The organism is Paenibacillus sp. FSL R5-0517 (genome assembly GCF_037974355.1).
Taxonomy (GTDB): domain Bacteria; phylum Bacillota; class Bacilli; order Paenibacillales; family Paenibacillaceae; genus Paenibacillus.
Genome location: NZ_CP150235.1, coordinates 1760906 through 1776247 on the forward strand (window position 1 = coordinate 1760906; position 15342 = coordinate 1776247).

Consider the following 15342-nt stretch of genomic DNA (forward strand, 5'->3'; position numbering starts at 1 on the left):
CACGGAATGCCTTAGTTCAGACTAAACGATATCGTATCGGATTAAGGCAAAGGTGGCAAGCGCCATACGTGTATATCCGCCTACAAGGAACAATTGAATTAAGATCAAGCTCGGGCACTCTATGGCACCCAACGCTTGAAGTAAGTGAAACAACCCCAGCATCTCCAGGTTCTTTTTCTCCGTATTTCTGCTTTCACCGATCTTCTCGGCAAATCTCCTCTAATCGTTACTTCCCAGTACTGAAGCGTGTGTTATGTCCTCCATTTGTTAAAAAAAGTGATCAGCTAAATTATTTTTTTGAAATTAGTGCTTGCCTTAATGTGAACATGAAGCCTTAGGATGTAAAAGAACCGGCCAAATGCATCCCAAAATGAACATAAAGGAGGAGTCAGCATTATGGCTTTTTCGATAAAAGAAGCTTCCGAGCGGCTGGGTTGTCCTGCACATAAAATTCGTTATTACGAGAAGGAGGGACTGCTCCCTTTCATTAGGCGGGATCAACATGGCAATCGGATGTTCGAGGAAGAACATTTGGATTGGATGAGACTGATGTCCTGTTTCCGGGCAACGGGTATGAAGGTATCTACATTGAAACATATGGTTAGTCTGGCGCTGGAGGGGGATTCAACGATTCCACAACGGAAAGCGATACTTCACGAATATAAAGAGGAATTACATCGCCGCCAACTTGAAATTGCCGAGGCACTTGCAGCGGTGGATAACAAATTGACGATCTATGAAGACATAGAGACAGGAAAGCTTCCTTCAGAAAGCAAGCTGTTAGACCAAATGGAAAGCATCGCTGAAGACTAACATGAACGGATGGAGAGATGCAGAAATGAAGCAAAGAGTGCTGGGAAATAGCGATATTGTTGTATCTTCGATTGGATTGGGAATAATGGGCATGTCTCCAGGGATGTACGGAGAAACCAATGATGAGGAGTCAATAAAGACCATCCATCACGCGCTGGAGATTGGCGTTACACTGCTAGATACAGCTGACGTGTATGGTAATGGTCATAATGAAGAACTACTGGGGAAAGCGCTGAAGGGTCGTCGCGATCAGGCAATTATTGCTACCAAATTTGCGTATACCCCGAACTATGAGACGTTGAATGGTCATCCGGATTACGTGAAAAAAGCTGTAGAAGCAAGTCTTCGTCGGCTGGATACCGAATATATTGATCTGTACTACCAACACAGGGTAGATCCTCAGATTCCGATTGAGGAAACTGTCGGCGCAATGGCTGATTTGGTTAAAGAGGGGAAAGTCCGCTGCCTTGGCTTGTCGGAAGCATCGGCTTCCACTTTACGCCGGGCACACGCCGTTCATCCGATTTCTGCGTTGCAGAGCGAATATTCCCTGTGGAGCCGGGATATTGAGGACGAGATTCTGCCTACTGCGAGAGAACTGAATATTACACATGTTGCATACAGTCCATTAAGCAGAGGATTTATCTCAGGTGAGATACGGAAATTCGAAGATTTGCATGTTAATGATCTGCGCAGATATATGCCGAGGTTCCAAGGAGAAAATTTTGCCAAAAATATAGAAGTTGTGGATAAAATCAAAGAGATCGCGATGGAGAAGGAGTGTACTCCTGCACAATTGGCTTTAGCCTGGACAATAGCTAATAACGCACTGCCGATTCCGGGAACAAAACGAATCAACTATTTGGAGGAAAATGCGAACGCTGCAACAATTGAACTGACACCCGATGACTTAGCTCGCATTGAAAAGGTAAGTCCTCAAAATGAGGTTCATGGAACACGTTATATGAAAGAAATGATGACACAGCTTAACGGGTAAATCATGTGGGTGTAACTTGTTATCCGCAGCGAAATAGTTGCTCAGTAAAATACAAATATGGAATACAAAAGAGACTCTCCTTTAGTGAAAGTCTCTATTTGTATTCATCTCCAATCGTTCTTCATTTATTTCAGAGATAACTTATATACAAAAATAATGGAGTCCCACTTAAGATAATAGTTATTGGGGTAGGGCGGTTCCTTTATCAAAAAAATATTTTCGTTAATTAAATGATTTAAATCGATCTTACTCGTTCGTAATATTTATTGTCTTATCTGTAATAGTCTTACCGTCACTCCCTAATGCTTGAACAGTCATGTGGTGATGCACAGACTTACCCGCAATATTCCAAGTTATTTTCCAACCATCGTTCTCATTGGTATCGTATCCGATCAGTTCTCTTTCTCCCCAAGTCTCTGTTCCTGTTGGAACGGCCCAGAAAAGAAGTGTTTCCGCGTTGGTCGCCTCTACTGTGATATTTATCTCTGTGCTATCAGTAGGAAGTATAATCCAACCTTCTTTTTCGGGAAAGTTAGTCTCAACATTCGTAATAATGGGCAAAGCTTCATTTGTTAGGATAACTTCAGTATCATGATTTTCAGCAGGAGCTTCTGAAGCACAGGCTGTGAGAAGAAGGAAGAGCAGAAGAGACGGGAAAAATGGTCTATTTGTCATGATTATTACCCCTTTCTATTCCTTCAAAGTAATGCTGTCGCAGTCGGTTTGACAATTATATATACCATTGATGATGATGTTTTGTAGTCTATTGTTTTCTCTTAGCTCCTGGTAGTTAAGAAATAGAAGAAGCGTTACCAGTACAAGGATCACTGAAATGAACTTACGGAAGTTTCCCATGAGTAGATATAACCTCCTCGTTATATTAAGAAAATGACGGTGTAAAACCGGTTAATTCGATAATGCTATGTGTATTACATAACACCTGAAAGGCATTAAAGTTACGTGGAAAATGAAAACAGGACTATTCCACTACCGGGAATAAGTCCTGTTTTTATTTACAGCTATTCATATCAATGGTGATGATGTGCGTGAGCATCTGGTGCGTCGCCCTTGACGGTACATAGTACCGAGGTATCATGCAGATGTTTCTCGGACTCCACTTGGAGTGTTACATGTTTGATCTCTTTATGCTCCAGCATATGTTCAATCTTCTGAACCAAGGTCTCGGATGCATACACATCCATCGTTCCATCTACGACGATATGAGCAGTCAGTGCATTCAGGTTACTGGTAATGGACCAGACATGCACATCGTGTACGCCTTTGACGCCATCCACTTGTTTGATGGTCTGCACCAGCTCATTCACATCCACATTGGCCGGCGTGCCTTCCATCAAGATATGCAGAGATGATTTGGTGACATAGAACCCACTACGCAATACCAGTGCCGCGACAATGACACTCGCCAGTGGATCGGCCCAACCCCAGCCAAAGAACATCATGAGTAGTGCCGCTGCAATGGCCCCAACCGATCCCAGCATGTCGCTGATGACATGGAGATAAGCACCGCGCATATTCAGATTATTTTCCGTATCGCTACCACGCATCATGATCCAAGCCACCAGAATATTGACGAGCAAACCAATGACGCTGATGATTAACATGCCTACGGTTGCGACTTCTGGCGGGTTAATGAATCGACCAATGGCTTCGTAGAAAATGTAGAGCGCAATGGCGATTAAAGTAATTCCGTTCAACGTGGCAGCTAAAATCTCGAATCTTCTGTAGCCGTACGTTTTACCCGTATTCACGGCTTTTTCACCAAACGTGAACGCCAGCAAAGCGATCCCGAGCGCAATGGAATCGGACAACATATGGCCTGCATCCGAAATAAGTGCGAGACTGTTGGTAATAAATCCGCCAATGGCCTCAACGATCATATAGACGGTAATAATAATGAAGGAAAACAACAATACTTTTTTGTTATTGGTGGTGTGAGCGTGATCGTGCCCATGGTTATGACTGTGTTGATGTCCAGACATATAAATCCTCTCCTTTGGAGCGAGGCTCCGTTATGTAATATGAATTCTAGTGTGACTATAAATAAATCTTTAGCAAAGGTTACTCACTAACAAATGAATATATGAGCGTTCGTTCATATGTTATGGTTTTATTATAGTTGCGCCTCATAGTAGTGTCAACCAGATTTAAGGAAATGTAAACATACCAAGGTATCTCCATGCACGTGCTGGCGAATGAGATTGCTTTTGTGCTACCATCTGTGCAGGATCATAGTGAGATGTTCTCGCTACATAGAAGGGCGGATAACGATATGAAACATCTGCTGCTGGCAGACGATGATGCGAATATTAGAGCACTCTTGCGGCATGTCATGACCAAGGAAGGCTATAGGGTACATGAAGCGCAGGATGGTGTAGAAGCGGTGAAACTGATGCAAGAAACGCCAATCGATCTGGCGATCCTCGATGTCATGATGCCTGGCATGGACGGACTGGAATTATGTGATTTCATTCGGCAGCATTACGACATTCCGATTATGTTGCTGACGGCACGAGATCAGCTATCTGACAAGAGAGAAGGTTATTTGAAAGGAACGGATGAGTATGTGACCAAGCCGTTTGAACCCGAAGAACTGGTTTACCGGGTAAAGGCGTTATTTCGTCGATACCATCGCACATCCAGTGATATCATTCGTATGAACCGGATCGTGATCGACCGGAACAATGTGGAGGTTACGGACGGGCAATCCATTCTCTTTTTACCAATGAAGGAATTCGAATTACTCTCACAGCTTGCCCAGTTCCCGGGACGTTTGTTCTCTAGGGATGAACTCATTCGACTTGTCTGGGGAGCGGATTACGAAGGAGATGACCGTACTGTTGATGTACATATTAAGCGACTCCGTGATCGGTTTGCTGATTATACGGATGATTTTGTGATCCAAACGGTCCGGGGCATTGGTTACAAGATGGAGGTGAAAGCACCGTGAGGACCTTGTACGTCCGGGTATTCCTTATTACGGTGGCGGTGATTGTGGTCAGCGGCATGCTCGGTTTCCTTTTGTCGAATATCTATTATCATGCGAAGCTCAAGGACTTCAATGATGAGAAGCTGGTGGGCATTGCAACGCAGATGAAGCAATTTGTGGAGCAGCAACCCGGGACCATGGAGCAGTATTTGAACAATGCCGCCGATCTTGGATACGAAATCTATGTGACGGATGGAAAAGGCAACGACCAATTCTACGGCCGCGAATTCCGTGAGAAGGATCTGGACAAGCAAGCAGTAGATCTGGTGCTGAATGGTGAGGTGTACCATGGTGTCGCGCAGTTTCCAAGCAAACCGTTCATTACCGGTTTCTTTGATAATCAATTAAGCAACACCGTGGGTGTTCATTTACAGTTGGGCAATACGAATTACGCTCTCTTTATGCGTCCGGACGTAATCCTGCAATTCGGTGAGCTGCGTATCTTTTTTGCACTGATTGGTGCATTTACCATAGGCATTAGTATTCTGATCTTTCTGATCAGTACCCGTTATCTGGTCAATCCGATTGAACGTCTGTCCGAGGCGACCAAGCGGATTGCACAAGGAAAATATAATCTGAAATTGCCTACCGCACGGCGTGACGAGATTGGACAATTGGCCCAGCATTTCATGACCATGAGTCGTGAATTGGAGAGAGTGGATCAGGCGCGGCAGCAGTTTGTATCCAACGTATCTCATGAGATTCAATCCCCGCTGACCTCCATTCAGGGGTTTGCCCAATTGGTGGCAGATCGGGATCTGCCTGAACAGGAACGGGAGCACTATGCGTCGATCATTGAGGAGGAGAGCCGTCATCTCTCCTTGTTGAGCAAGCAGCTGCTTCTCCTGTCCTCTCTGGAACAAGGCAACGAAGATCTGACCAAAGTGGAGTTCTCTCTGCGGGATCAATTCCGGCAAGCGGTTCAGGTGCTGCAATGGCAACTGGAAGAAAAAGAACTGCTGCTTCGGATTTCGGTGCCCGAATCCATCCAGCTGATTGGCAATGAAGTGCTGCTCATGCAAGTCTGGATGAATCTTCTCGGTAATGCGGTGAATCATCTTCCACAAGGAAGGAGCATCGAGATTCATGCCGAGCAGATAGATAACCAGTGTGTGATTCAGATTAAGGATACAGGGGACGGCATTGCAGCTGAGCATCTGCCGTTCCTGTTCGATCGATTCTATCGGGTGGACCGTGCGCGGGAACGTTCTTCCGGACGAACCGGGCTTGGACTTGCCATTGTGCAGAAAATTATTCGAATTCATGACGGTACAATTGAGGTTTCCAGTTCGCCTGAGGGAACAGTCTTTACTGTGACACTCCCGCAGATGTAATCTGTTATTCATTTTCCGTTCATTTTCGCCTCTTATACTTGGGTTATCAAGAGGGAGGTCACACAACATGTACTTGGCTATTCGGGAAATGAGGTATGCCAAAGGGCGATATGCCTTAATTGCTACAATCATGGTGCTGGTTTCATTTCTGGTACTGTTTGTTACAGGTCTTGCACAGGGGCTGGCGTATGATAACGCAGCTTCGGTCAAAAATATGGCAGCAACCCACTTTGTGCTGGAACAGGATTCGAATCATCGGTTTACCCGGTCACAAGTGGATCAGGATCAACTTAATCAAGCTCGCTCCGTGGTGGGGCAAGAGAATGCTGAGCCGCTCGGTGTGAAAATGACAACGGTCAGTCCAATGGGCGACACGAAAAAGATCGATGTCACGTTGTTCATGGTGAATCCGGAAGGCTGGCTTGCTCCAGCAGTTACCGAAGGAACTTCGATTACGGATCAGACCAACGGGCAGGTGGTGGTGGATCATAAGTTAGCTGAATCCGGTGTGACGATTGGCACCGTTCTGGTCGATCAAGCTTCGGGGATGAAGTGGACCGTTGGCGGATTTGTACAAAATGAGTCTTTCAGTCACTCTCCGGTCGTGTTCCTGAATGAAGAAGAATGGCTTACGCTTCAAGCAGGGACACGGACTACACAAGGTTCAGCCGACACCAATGCCAATGCTCCGATATACAATGCCATTGCGGTAAAGGACGCGGGTGAGCAGGTAGACGAACTAAGTGCTGCAATGCCTGATACGGAAGTCATCACGAAGTCGGATGCCGTATCGGCCATCCCTGGATATAAGGAAGAGCAGGGATCGTTGCTCATGATGATCGCTTTTCTATATGTCATCTCGGCGTTTGTGCTTGCGGTATTCTTCTATGTCATCACGATTCAGAAAACGAGTCAGTTCGGCATATTAAAAGCCATCGGAACACGGAATGGTTATCTGGCGGGTAGTGTTTCGTTACAAGTATTCATTCTGTCGGTTGGCAGTTTGGTGATAAGCGTACTACTGGTTCGACTGTTTGAGTCCATTCTGCCTGCATCAATGCCGTTTCAATTAGGTTTATCCACGCTCGCCTTAACCTGCGTATTGTTCATCCTGATGTCTATGGCGGGTTCGTTATTATCGGTGTGGAAGGTTACCAAAATTGATGCACTTGATGCGATTGGGAGGACAGCAGCATGAGAAACCGATTGGTATTACAGGGAATTACCCAGACCTTTGAAGATGGTGGCAGTAAACGCACGATTCTGGATAAGCTCGATCTTGAGGTGGCCGAAGGGGAACTTGTGGCTGTGATGGGGCCTTCCGGCTCTGGCAAAAGTACATTCCTGTCCATTGCTGGCGCACTTCTTGAACCAACGGAAGGACAGGTTCTGTTGGACGGGGCTTCTATTATGGGCAAAAGCAAACAAGATATATCTGATATACGGCTTCAGCAGCTTGGTTTTATATTTCAAAGTGCCAACCTCATTCCTTACCTGAAAGTAGAAGAACAACTGATGGTGGTCGCGAAGCTCGCCGGAACGGATAAAAACAAGGCGGAGAAACGAGTGGATGAGCTGCTAGATACGGTAGGGTTGACCCATCGGCGGAAGGCATATACGGAGAAGCTGTCTGGTGGGGAGCGTCAGCGGGTCGCTATTGCACGGGCATTGATGAACGATCCGGCTGTCCTGCTCGCGGATGAACCGACAGCTAGCCTGGATGCGGAGCGCGGACTGGATATTGTCGGCATGATTGCACGGCTTGTGAAAGAGCAGGGCAAGAGTGCAGTGATGGTTACGCATGATGAGCGGATTTTGCCGCTCTGTAGCCGGGTTCTTTTTTTGGAAAAGGGAAAGCTGGTGCAGCATTAGACGATTGGGTAAGTTTGTCAGGAATGGAACAATCTGATGTGGTTAAGGACGAGAAGGTCATGTATTCCCTCAAGGGGAAGGTGGCCTTCTTTCTTCATTTTCATCTATAATTGGGAGAAGTATATAAATGAGAGATTTTATTTTACATAGAGAGGAACGGATGCGGTTGAGCAGCTTGAATGCAGAACAATTCCCGGCACTTACTACGTCGATTCATTGGGGCCTTATTGAGGCAGAGTTCAGATTAAATGACATCGTGGATGAAAAGCTGGTGAGCAATATTAGTATCATTCCATTTGTCGGGGATCAATGTGTTGTTTTTCAACTGGATAATGGAGACTGGGAGCTGCCTGGGGGGACGCTTGAAGCAGGTGAGCCGTATATGGACGGACTGAAGCGCGAACTGATGGAGGAACTTGGTGCAGAAATGCGCTCCTATCAGATTTTTGGTCAATTCTATTGCACATCCAGTGCGTTGGAACCGTATCGACCGCATATCCCGCACCCCCATTTTGTAAGAATCATCGGTTATGGAGACGTTGAACTTGTAGCTGATCCGCTGAATCCAGAGGATGGAGAGCAGGTAGTGGCGGTGGAGGTTGTTGAGATCGACGAAGCAATTCGAAGATTTCAGAAGCAGAACAGATATGATATTGCGGAGATGTACCAACTGGCTCATATGCTGCGAGAAGAAGCTGAACAGTCAGGCGAGGACCAGGTATTTTAAATCCGATATCCTACGGAGGTAATGATGATTCGAGATAAAATTAACGAGCTGCTGGATACTTTACCCGAATTGGAACTGAACCGCGCATATTGGGGAATTGAGCGTATCCATCAGGAATATATGTTCAAGAAGAACTTGCAGGATAAAGGGGTTGTTGTCTCCGAACTGTACGAGGAATCCGAAAGGATTGTACAGCAATGGGACAGAGCATTCGCCAATAATATCGATGATGCGGTCAAAGAGTCTATCCATTATAGCGAGTACAAGTGGCATATGTTCAGTTATGAACAACAGAAATGTCTGACACATGATGAAGCACGAGATGCTTTTAATGCCGAGCCGAAAGATGAAGTATATGTGATGTATGAAAGTGGTGGTTGGGTACTTTTATACGAAAATGCGAATCGGATCATTGCAGCGGATTTTGATTCGGAGCAAGATATCTATATCTTCGACAGGGCGTTTACATGGACGTACGTGTATACGCATGAATCCATGTGTGGCCCTTATTTTTATAAAACAGAACAAGCATGATTTTGAACAAAAGGGGAGTGATATCTTATGCAGGAACTGTTTAAGAAGATCATCAACACAGACGTCAAACCCTTATTGGCCAAACATGGCTATTCCAAAAAAGATCTGAATTTCTACAAAACGGATGACAACCTCATATACAAGTTCAACGTCCAGAAATCAAAGTATAACAGCAGTAGGCATGTGCAGTTTTATATTAACTGTAGTGTCCATTCCACCGAGCTTGTGGAGTTGCAGTCCGTTGCTTTGAGTGGGGCCATATTGGAGAACAAATCGCATTTTACTTGCCGGATCGAGGGAATAGTCCCATCCGCCCCAGACCACTATTCCCTAACGCCTGATGTTGATCAGGACGCTTTATCGAAAGAACTGGTTTCACATTTGGAAGAGGGTATTTCATTCCTACACTCGCTAACAGGGGCCAGAGATATAGTCCATTATTATATGGCGAAGACAGCGCTACATTTAAGTGAAGAAACTTTCCGCTTCCTGCTACAAGTCGGCGATACGGAAGAAGCCAAGTATTATTTACAGCAACTACATGCCAAATACGGAGCCGAAAAGCGTTGGACGATATTTGAAAAGAAATATGCAGCCATTTTTGCTGAGTACGGTTTGTAAGCTTTGCTCCAGACAAATAGTCAAAATGAGGGGATGACATATGAACGATACTCAGTATAATTTGAATTTCAATAAACTGTGTAGCGAATTACAGCTTGGTGAATTGATCAGTTCGCCCAAACCAATCTCAGGTGGACTTCTTCATCGAATGTACAGCATTGAAACGACGCAAGCTAATTATGCAGTTAAGGCATTGAATCCACAGATCATGATAAGACCTTCTGCTGTGCAAAATTATATGGATTCAGAAAAAATAGCAAACGTGGCAGCTGAACATATCCATGCTCAACCTGCAAAAATGTTAAAGGGCGCTTCTATGCATAACATTGATAATCAATTCTATCTAATATTTGATTGGATTGAGGGTCAACGTTTGGAACAAGATGAAGTTACGATCAATAACAGTTCTCTGATGGGTACGATCCTTGCAGATATCCACAAAACGGATTTTAGAAAACTAGAATTGGATAGTTCACAGATAACTAATCCTAAAACAATAGATTGGATGTTTTATCTGAACAAAGGAAAGAAAGAGAATATGGAATGGATTGATATTCTGGATTCCAATATCGATAAGCTGTATGAGTGGAGCACAAAGGCTAAGAAGTCATCTTCAATGCTAGCATCCAATAAGGTAATTAGTCACAGAGATCTGGAGCCGAAGAATGTGATGTGGAGACAAGGCATACCTATTGTTATCGATTGGGAATCGGCAGGTTATATTAATCCCATGCATGATCTGGTCGAAACCGCTGTGTATTGGTCAGTAGGTAGCACTGGAAGTATAAACAAGGAAAAGTTCTTGGCTTTTATAGGTGGATATCAGAAGCGAGTGGGCAGTCTAACAGCCAATTGGGAAGTAGTTCTGGATCATGGTTTTGCTGGAAAGTTGGACTGGCTCGAATATAGTCTTAAACGGTCACTGTGGATTGAATGTACGGACATAGAGGAACAGTTAGTAGGAACATCACAAGTCATTCGCACTTTAGAGGCTTTGAAACAATACGAAAACATGATTTCAGAGATGAAGAACTGGTTGAATACTTAATCCAGGAGGGGATGCCCATATGGCAAACGATAAAGGAACACTCAGAACATGCGAACAAGGACATTCGTATTATAAAAAAAGTGATTGCCCAACCTGTCCAACGTGCGAAGCTGAACGTAAACCGAAAAATGGATTTCTAGCTTTGCTGTCCGCTCCCGCCAGACGTGCCTTGGAGAATGAAGGCATTGCGACACTACAGCAACTATCAGAGTACACGGAGAAAGAGATCCTAAAGTTGCATGGAATCGGACCATCTGCCATACCTAAACTGCGAAACGCATTGGAAGAAGAGGGATTATCGTTTAAGAAATAACCCTCTTCACTCCTTTACTTTAATCCAAAACAGAAGTAATCTCCTCCATCGTTACCCGATACAACAAGTTACCTTCACTGAGTAGCAGACGATGTTGGCGAAAATCCTGCCTTGCCTGCTTGAAGGACTTACCATCTTCATTTAATAAATCAATTCTCTGCCCCTTGCTGAATCTTCCGGGCTTCTCCATCTTCTTAAGCACAAACGTCCCATGTTTACCGTACCCGGCATCGAACAAGAAATGATAACCATCCGTACTGAAGCCGGAGGAACCGGAGATGTTTGGATTCATGAATGTAACGTTGGGTTCACAGGTGCCCCCTGAGATACAACCGAGTTCAAAATCGGTATAGAAGTAGAACCAGACCTGCTTCTCATTCACCACATTGAGTGCGTAACAATCCGCAATGTCAGCTTCACGATTTTCATATCGTTTATTCCCGTGCTCATCCCAGGCCAGCAGACCATATGATCCAATCGGATCGCTCCAACCGTAGTTACCAAATACCCCTTCATCAAAGTAACTGGTCCAGATCGTTCCCTTTTCTGTGACCTGCACACTTTGGATCCCGTCTCCCAACAAAAACTCGCGAATGGTATTTCCGTCTAAATCACACACTTTGGCGTTCAGATCAACCTGTTCATTCCCATAATTCGCACACCGTGCTCCGACGAGCAGCAGATGATCATGTAATGGTTGTACGTAATGATAATTGAACGTCTGTCCCCAGATGACAACTTCCTCGATAGTTTGATTAGTCACAATAAGCACTTTGTACGTATAGTTTTGATTCAATTTACTTTGGACGAACATACCTCGTTTTCTTTCGGGGATCTGATTCATCAACAGTACATAGACAAGGCCATCCCCGCCCCACTGGGTGGAAACGATATCGAAGCCCTCGACATAATTTGAAATATCGGCAAAAGGCAAAAGGTTTACTTTGGGATTGGACATATCCATATCCTCCTTTGTAGTCAAATGCAGAGTCACCATCTGCATCTGTATAAGAGGATTATGACGTACACGTACTAAACTGAACATGGCGGAAGTATAGCGAAGGTCTTCTTTGGCTTTCTTGACACACGTAGTACAATAAGGAAGTTGTGTAAAATTCTATATAAGAGGAGGATGGGGAGATAGCTATAAGAAGTGTGACAATACATACAACGCACGTATAGTAAGGAGATAGAAGTACCCGTAGATTCGATTTGGAGTAGTACTATTACGAGGAAGACTCATCTCAGAAAAACAAAATGATATAAGGAAGTGTTACGAAGTGGAACCACATGTTCAAGAACCAAAAACAGACTACCGTCCACTAGGCGTATCGGGATTGGGTGGTTGGCTGATTCTCATCCAGATTGGATTATTTCTTACAGTAATTCTCCTTGCAGTGCAATTATTTCAACAGATCATACCCACATTCACAACTGAGACTTGGGAAATGCTAACTTCCAAACAATCAGATTATTATCACCCGCTATGGGGCCCAGTACTTATTTTTGAGATGGTGTACAATACGCTGTTTTTATTATTCAGTGTCTATACCATTTTTGCGTTTTATAGCAAGAAAGCGATATTGCCCCGTCTGATGATTATCTTCTATGGTCTCAGTCTGATTGTTGGAATTATTGATTACCTGTTATTACTCCAGATTCCATTGGCAAAAGAATTGGAAGATGGAAGCTCAATCAGAGATATTGCTAAATCTGTCATCACTTGTGCGATCTGGATTCCTTACTTTATCAAGTCGGAACGAGTTCATAATACATTTGTAAGATAAATAGGTTGCAGGAAATGCCCGATTTTGGATAGAAGCTATCTGAGGTCGGGTTTATTTGATTCTATTGAAAGGACTTATATACGTAAAGTAGCCTATGTGTGTGAAGGAATCTGTTCCATAGGAAGTGAAAAGGGGGAGAGATCTTGAAAATTTATCTGGTAAGACACGGGATGGATGAGGAAGGGTATCGAGGCGGATGGAGTGAGCGTGGACTTACGGAACAAGGAATCAATCAATCCAGGAAATTGGGAGAGCATTTGCATCATCATGCTGACGAGTACAACATACATACGATTGTTAGCAGTGATCTTCCTCGTGCAGTACAGACTACACGGGAAATTGAGAAGAGATTAAACATGCAGGCTAGCTTAATGAAAGATTGGCGGGAGATGAATAACGGAGAGTTGGCAGGTATGCTTCATAAAGATGCGGAAGTGCATTATCCAGGAGTGTATTTCAACACCCTTGAGATGCATTCCCCTTTTCCGGGAGGAGAAAGTCCAAGAGACTTTTATAGCCGGATAAGCACCGCTTTCGAGAATCTTTTCAGAGGTCTAGAGGAGAATACACTCAAGTCCAATGTTCTGCTAATTACTCACGGCGGAGTGATTAACATCCTGTATTATCTGCTTGAGCATCGGGAATGGAGCAATCAGTCCAGCTTTTATCCCATGGGTAACACCAGTGTACATACCGTTGAAAAGGGAAGGCATGGTTGGAAACTTAGTAGTGCAAATGCATTAAGTCATCTAGAGTAGTTGTTTATTAGATCCAGAGCTGATCAGTCGACATAATCAGGATGTACAGACTCATAGGTCCCAATGTATTACAATGGTATAAAATAGCAAACGGAGGCGATGACATGAGTAATCAACCCATTGAACTGCTACAACATTTGAAGTCTTTATCTGGACCATTTCCAACGTGGGATATGGGGCAGTTGCCGGAGCGGCCAGGGAAGCTATTTTTGGAGTGGTTGAGATTGGCGGTTGAGAACGAAGTGAAAGAACCTCATGCCATGACGATCTCCACCGTGGATCACGATGGTTATCCTGATGCGCGGGTGTTAATTTTGAAAAACGTAATCGACGAAACGTTCTATTTTGCCTCCAGTTCGGAGAGCCGAAAAGGGCAGCAGTTGAAGGAGAACCCTCATGTGGCTCTCACCTTCTACTGGCCTTCACTTGGAAGACAGATTCGGATAAAGGGAATTGCTGAGGATCAGGGAGATCAAGCAGGCGCTGATGATTTCCGCAAACGTTCAGCTGGAGCGCGAACAGTTGCCATGACAGGGCATCAGAGTGAGGTTTTGAATAGTGAGGAAGTGCTGGATAATGCCATTGAAGCTCAGAAAGAACGTATCCAACGTGACCCCGATGTCGTTACATCTCAATGGCGTTTATATGCCGTGAATGCACAAGAGGTGGAGTTCTGGCAGGGAGATTCAGAGCGCAAGCATGTGCGAGTCCAATATGTGAGGCAAGATGGTCAGTGGAAGACACGCAGATTGTGGCCTTGATTGTATAACAGATGAGTAGGCAGCGCGGATCGAACGGTTATGGATTTCTTTTCTTAACAATCTCAGGGAGGCGAATCTATGAAAACGATTGAAAGTTTCTTCGAACCATTTCCGGTGTTGGAGACCGAAAGGACGATACTCCGGCGGCTTACCTATGATGATCTGGATGATATGTATAGTTATTGTGTTGTACCCGCTGTCTCGGAGTTCACCACTTGGGACGCGCATCAGAGCAAAGAAGATACCAAAGCTTTTTTGGATTTTGTCATGAGCCGGTATGATGTGAATTTAATAGGCCCATGGGGCATTGAAGATAAACAAACCAAGAGACTGATTGGGAGTTGTAACTATCTAGGGTGTGATAGCGATAACAGGAGAGTCGAGTTGGGATATGTGTTATCTGATCAATATTGGAATCAAGGCTACATGACCGAAGTGGTGAAACGAATCATCCAATTTGGATTTGACGAAGTGGGATTGGAACGAATCCAGGCTCAATGTTTAGTGAAGAACACGGGCTCCGCGAAAGTCATGGAGAAGGCAGGCATGCAATTTGAAGGTGTGCTGAGAAAATACATGAAGGTAAAAAATGAACTTCAGGATCTGAAGATGTATGCCATTGTAAAAGAAGATTTCTATAACTCGTATTAAATATAGAACGTGTTTTTGAAAGGGCGATCGAGTTTGCTGGCGAGCCACGAGTTTGCCTATAATCCTGAGTTCAACATGGATGACATACAATAGAGGGCTCCGGGGATTTCCTTTCATCA

The 15342-nt window shown here is 44.5% G+C and carries 19 protein-coding genes; 15 read left to right on the plus strand and 4 right to left on the minus strand.

The window, feature by feature from the left end; genetic code table 11:
• Positions 1 to 21 precede the first annotated feature (21 nt).
• Complete coding sequence (locus MKX40_RS07790) at positions 22 to 153, minus strand: hypothetical protein (protein WP_339240598.1); 132 nt, start codon at positions 151 to 153, stop codon at positions 22 to 24.
• 243 nt (positions 154 to 396) lie between these two features.
• On the opposite strand from MKX40_RS07790, the gene MKX40_RS07795 reads away from it, so the two are divergent.
• Together MKX40_RS07795 and MKX40_RS07800 are read left to right on the plus strand one after the other, a co-directional pair.
• A complete protein-coding gene (locus MKX40_RS07795) occupies positions 397 to 813 on the plus strand; it encodes a MerR family transcriptional regulator (protein WP_339240599.1) in 417 nt (138 codons plus the stop codon).
• Positions 814 to 838: 25 nt separating this feature from the next.
• Positions 839 to 1810 carry an aldo/keto reductase gene (locus MKX40_RS07800; protein ID WP_339240600.1) on the plus strand — a complete coding sequence of 324 codons (972 nt, stop codon included), beginning with the start codon at positions 839 to 841 and terminating at the stop codon, positions 1808 to 1810.
• A 246-nt stretch (positions 1811 to 2056) separates the two neighbouring features.
• On the opposite strand, the gene MKX40_RS07805 is transcribed toward MKX40_RS07800, so the two are convergent.
• The gene (locus MKX40_RS07805) at positions 2057 to 2485 is read right to left on the minus strand and encodes a hypothetical protein (protein ID WP_253432325.1); all 429 of its coding nucleotides are present in this window, start codon (positions 2483 to 2485) and stop codon (positions 2057 to 2059) included.
• A 353-nt stretch (positions 2486 to 2838) separates the two neighbouring features.
• On the minus strand, positions 2839 to 3810 hold the full coding sequence (locus tag MKX40_RS07810; protein WP_253432328.1) for a cation diffusion facilitator family transporter: 972 nt from the start codon (positions 3808 to 3810) through the stop codon (positions 2839 to 2841).
• A gap of 290 nt (positions 3811 to 4100) precedes the next feature.
• Between MKX40_RS07810 and MKX40_RS07815 the strand changes: the two genes are divergently transcribed.
• From MKX40_RS07815 to MKX40_RS07855, 9 genes are all read left to right on the plus strand, one after another.
• Positions 4101 to 4778 carry a response regulator transcription factor gene (locus MKX40_RS07815; protein WP_339240603.1) on the plus strand — a complete coding sequence of 226 codons (678 nt, stop codon included), beginning with the start codon at positions 4101 to 4103 and terminating at the stop codon, positions 4776 to 4778.
• On the plus strand, positions 4775 to 6151 hold the full coding sequence (locus MKX40_RS07820) for a HAMP domain-containing sensor histidine kinase (RefSeq protein WP_339240604.1): 1377 nt from the start codon (positions 4775 to 4777) through the stop codon (positions 6149 to 6151). The genes MKX40_RS07815 and MKX40_RS07820 overlap by 4 nt, the downstream gene beginning before the upstream one ends.
• Before the next feature lie 67 nt (positions 6152 to 6218).
• Complete coding sequence (locus MKX40_RS07825; protein WP_339240606.1) at positions 6219 to 7349, plus strand: ABC transporter permease; 1131 nt, start codon at positions 6219 to 6221, stop codon at positions 7347 to 7349.
• Positions 7346 to 8023, plus strand: a complete 678-nt coding sequence (locus tag MKX40_RS07830; RefSeq protein ID WP_339240609.1) for an ABC transporter ATP-binding protein — start codon at positions 7346 to 7348, stop codon at positions 8021 to 8023. The genes MKX40_RS07825 and MKX40_RS07830 overlap by 4 nt, the downstream gene beginning before the upstream one ends.
• A gap of 127 nt (positions 8024 to 8150) precedes the next feature.
• Positions 8151 to 8750 carry an NUDIX domain-containing protein gene (locus MKX40_RS07835; RefSeq protein WP_339240610.1) on the plus strand — a complete coding sequence of 200 codons (600 nt, stop codon included), beginning with the start codon at positions 8151 to 8153 and terminating at the stop codon, positions 8748 to 8750.
• A 21-nt stretch (positions 8751 to 8771) separates the two neighbouring features.
• Positions 8772 to 9284 carry a DUF4275 family protein gene (locus MKX40_RS07840; RefSeq protein WP_339240612.1) on the plus strand — a complete coding sequence of 171 codons (513 nt, stop codon included), beginning with the start codon at positions 8772 to 8774 and terminating at the stop codon, positions 9282 to 9284.
• 27 nt (positions 9285 to 9311) lie between these two features.
• The gene (locus MKX40_RS07845; RefSeq protein ID WP_339240613.1) at positions 9312 to 9905 is read left to right on the plus strand and encodes a DUF4304 domain-containing protein; all 594 of its coding nucleotides are present in this window, start codon (positions 9312 to 9314) and stop codon (positions 9903 to 9905) included.
• Positions 9906 to 9945: 40 nt separating this feature from the next.
• Positions 9946 to 10953 (plus strand): phosphotransferase, encoded by a 1008-nt coding sequence (locus MKX40_RS07850; protein WP_339240614.1) that lies wholly within the window; start codon positions 9946 to 9948, stop codon positions 10951 to 10953.
• A 19-nt stretch (positions 10954 to 10972) separates the two neighbouring features.
• Complete coding sequence (locus MKX40_RS07855) at positions 10973 to 11266, plus strand: RNA polymerase alpha subunit C-terminal domain-containing protein (RefSeq protein WP_339240615.1); 294 nt, start codon at positions 10973 to 10975, stop codon at positions 11264 to 11266.
• A gap of 19 nt (positions 11267 to 11285) precedes the next feature.
• On the opposite strand, the gene MKX40_RS07860 is transcribed toward MKX40_RS07855, so the two are convergent.
• The gene (locus tag MKX40_RS07860; protein WP_339240616.1) at positions 11286 to 12224 is read right to left on the minus strand and encodes a hypothetical protein; all 939 of its coding nucleotides are present in this window, start codon (positions 12222 to 12224) and stop codon (positions 11286 to 11288) included.
• 322 nt (positions 12225 to 12546) lie between these two features.
• Between MKX40_RS07860 and MKX40_RS07865 the strand changes: the two genes are divergently transcribed.
• The 4 genes from MKX40_RS07865 (at position 12547) to MKX40_RS07880 (ending at position 15223) form a co-directional block, all read left to right on the plus strand.
• Entirely contained in the window at positions 12547 to 13053 is a 507-nt protein-coding gene (locus MKX40_RS07865; RefSeq protein WP_339240617.1) for a DUF2569 domain-containing protein, read from the plus strand.
• Between the two features lie 143 nt (positions 13054 to 13196).
• The gene (locus MKX40_RS07870) at positions 13197 to 13811 is read left to right on the plus strand and encodes a histidine phosphatase family protein (RefSeq protein WP_339240618.1); all 615 of its coding nucleotides are present in this window, start codon (positions 13197 to 13199) and stop codon (positions 13809 to 13811) included.
• A 104-nt stretch (positions 13812 to 13915) separates the two neighbouring features.
• Complete coding sequence (locus tag MKX40_RS07875; protein ID WP_339240619.1) at positions 13916 to 14572, plus strand: pyridoxal 5'-phosphate synthase; 657 nt, start codon at positions 13916 to 13918, stop codon at positions 14570 to 14572.
• Positions 14573 to 14650: 78 nt separating this feature from the next.
• Positions 14651 to 15223, plus strand: coding sequence for a GNAT family protein (locus MKX40_RS07880; protein WP_339240620.1), 573 nt, complete (start codon positions 14651 to 14653; stop codon positions 15221 to 15223).
• The last annotated feature ends 119 nt before the right edge of the window (positions 15224 to 15342 follow it).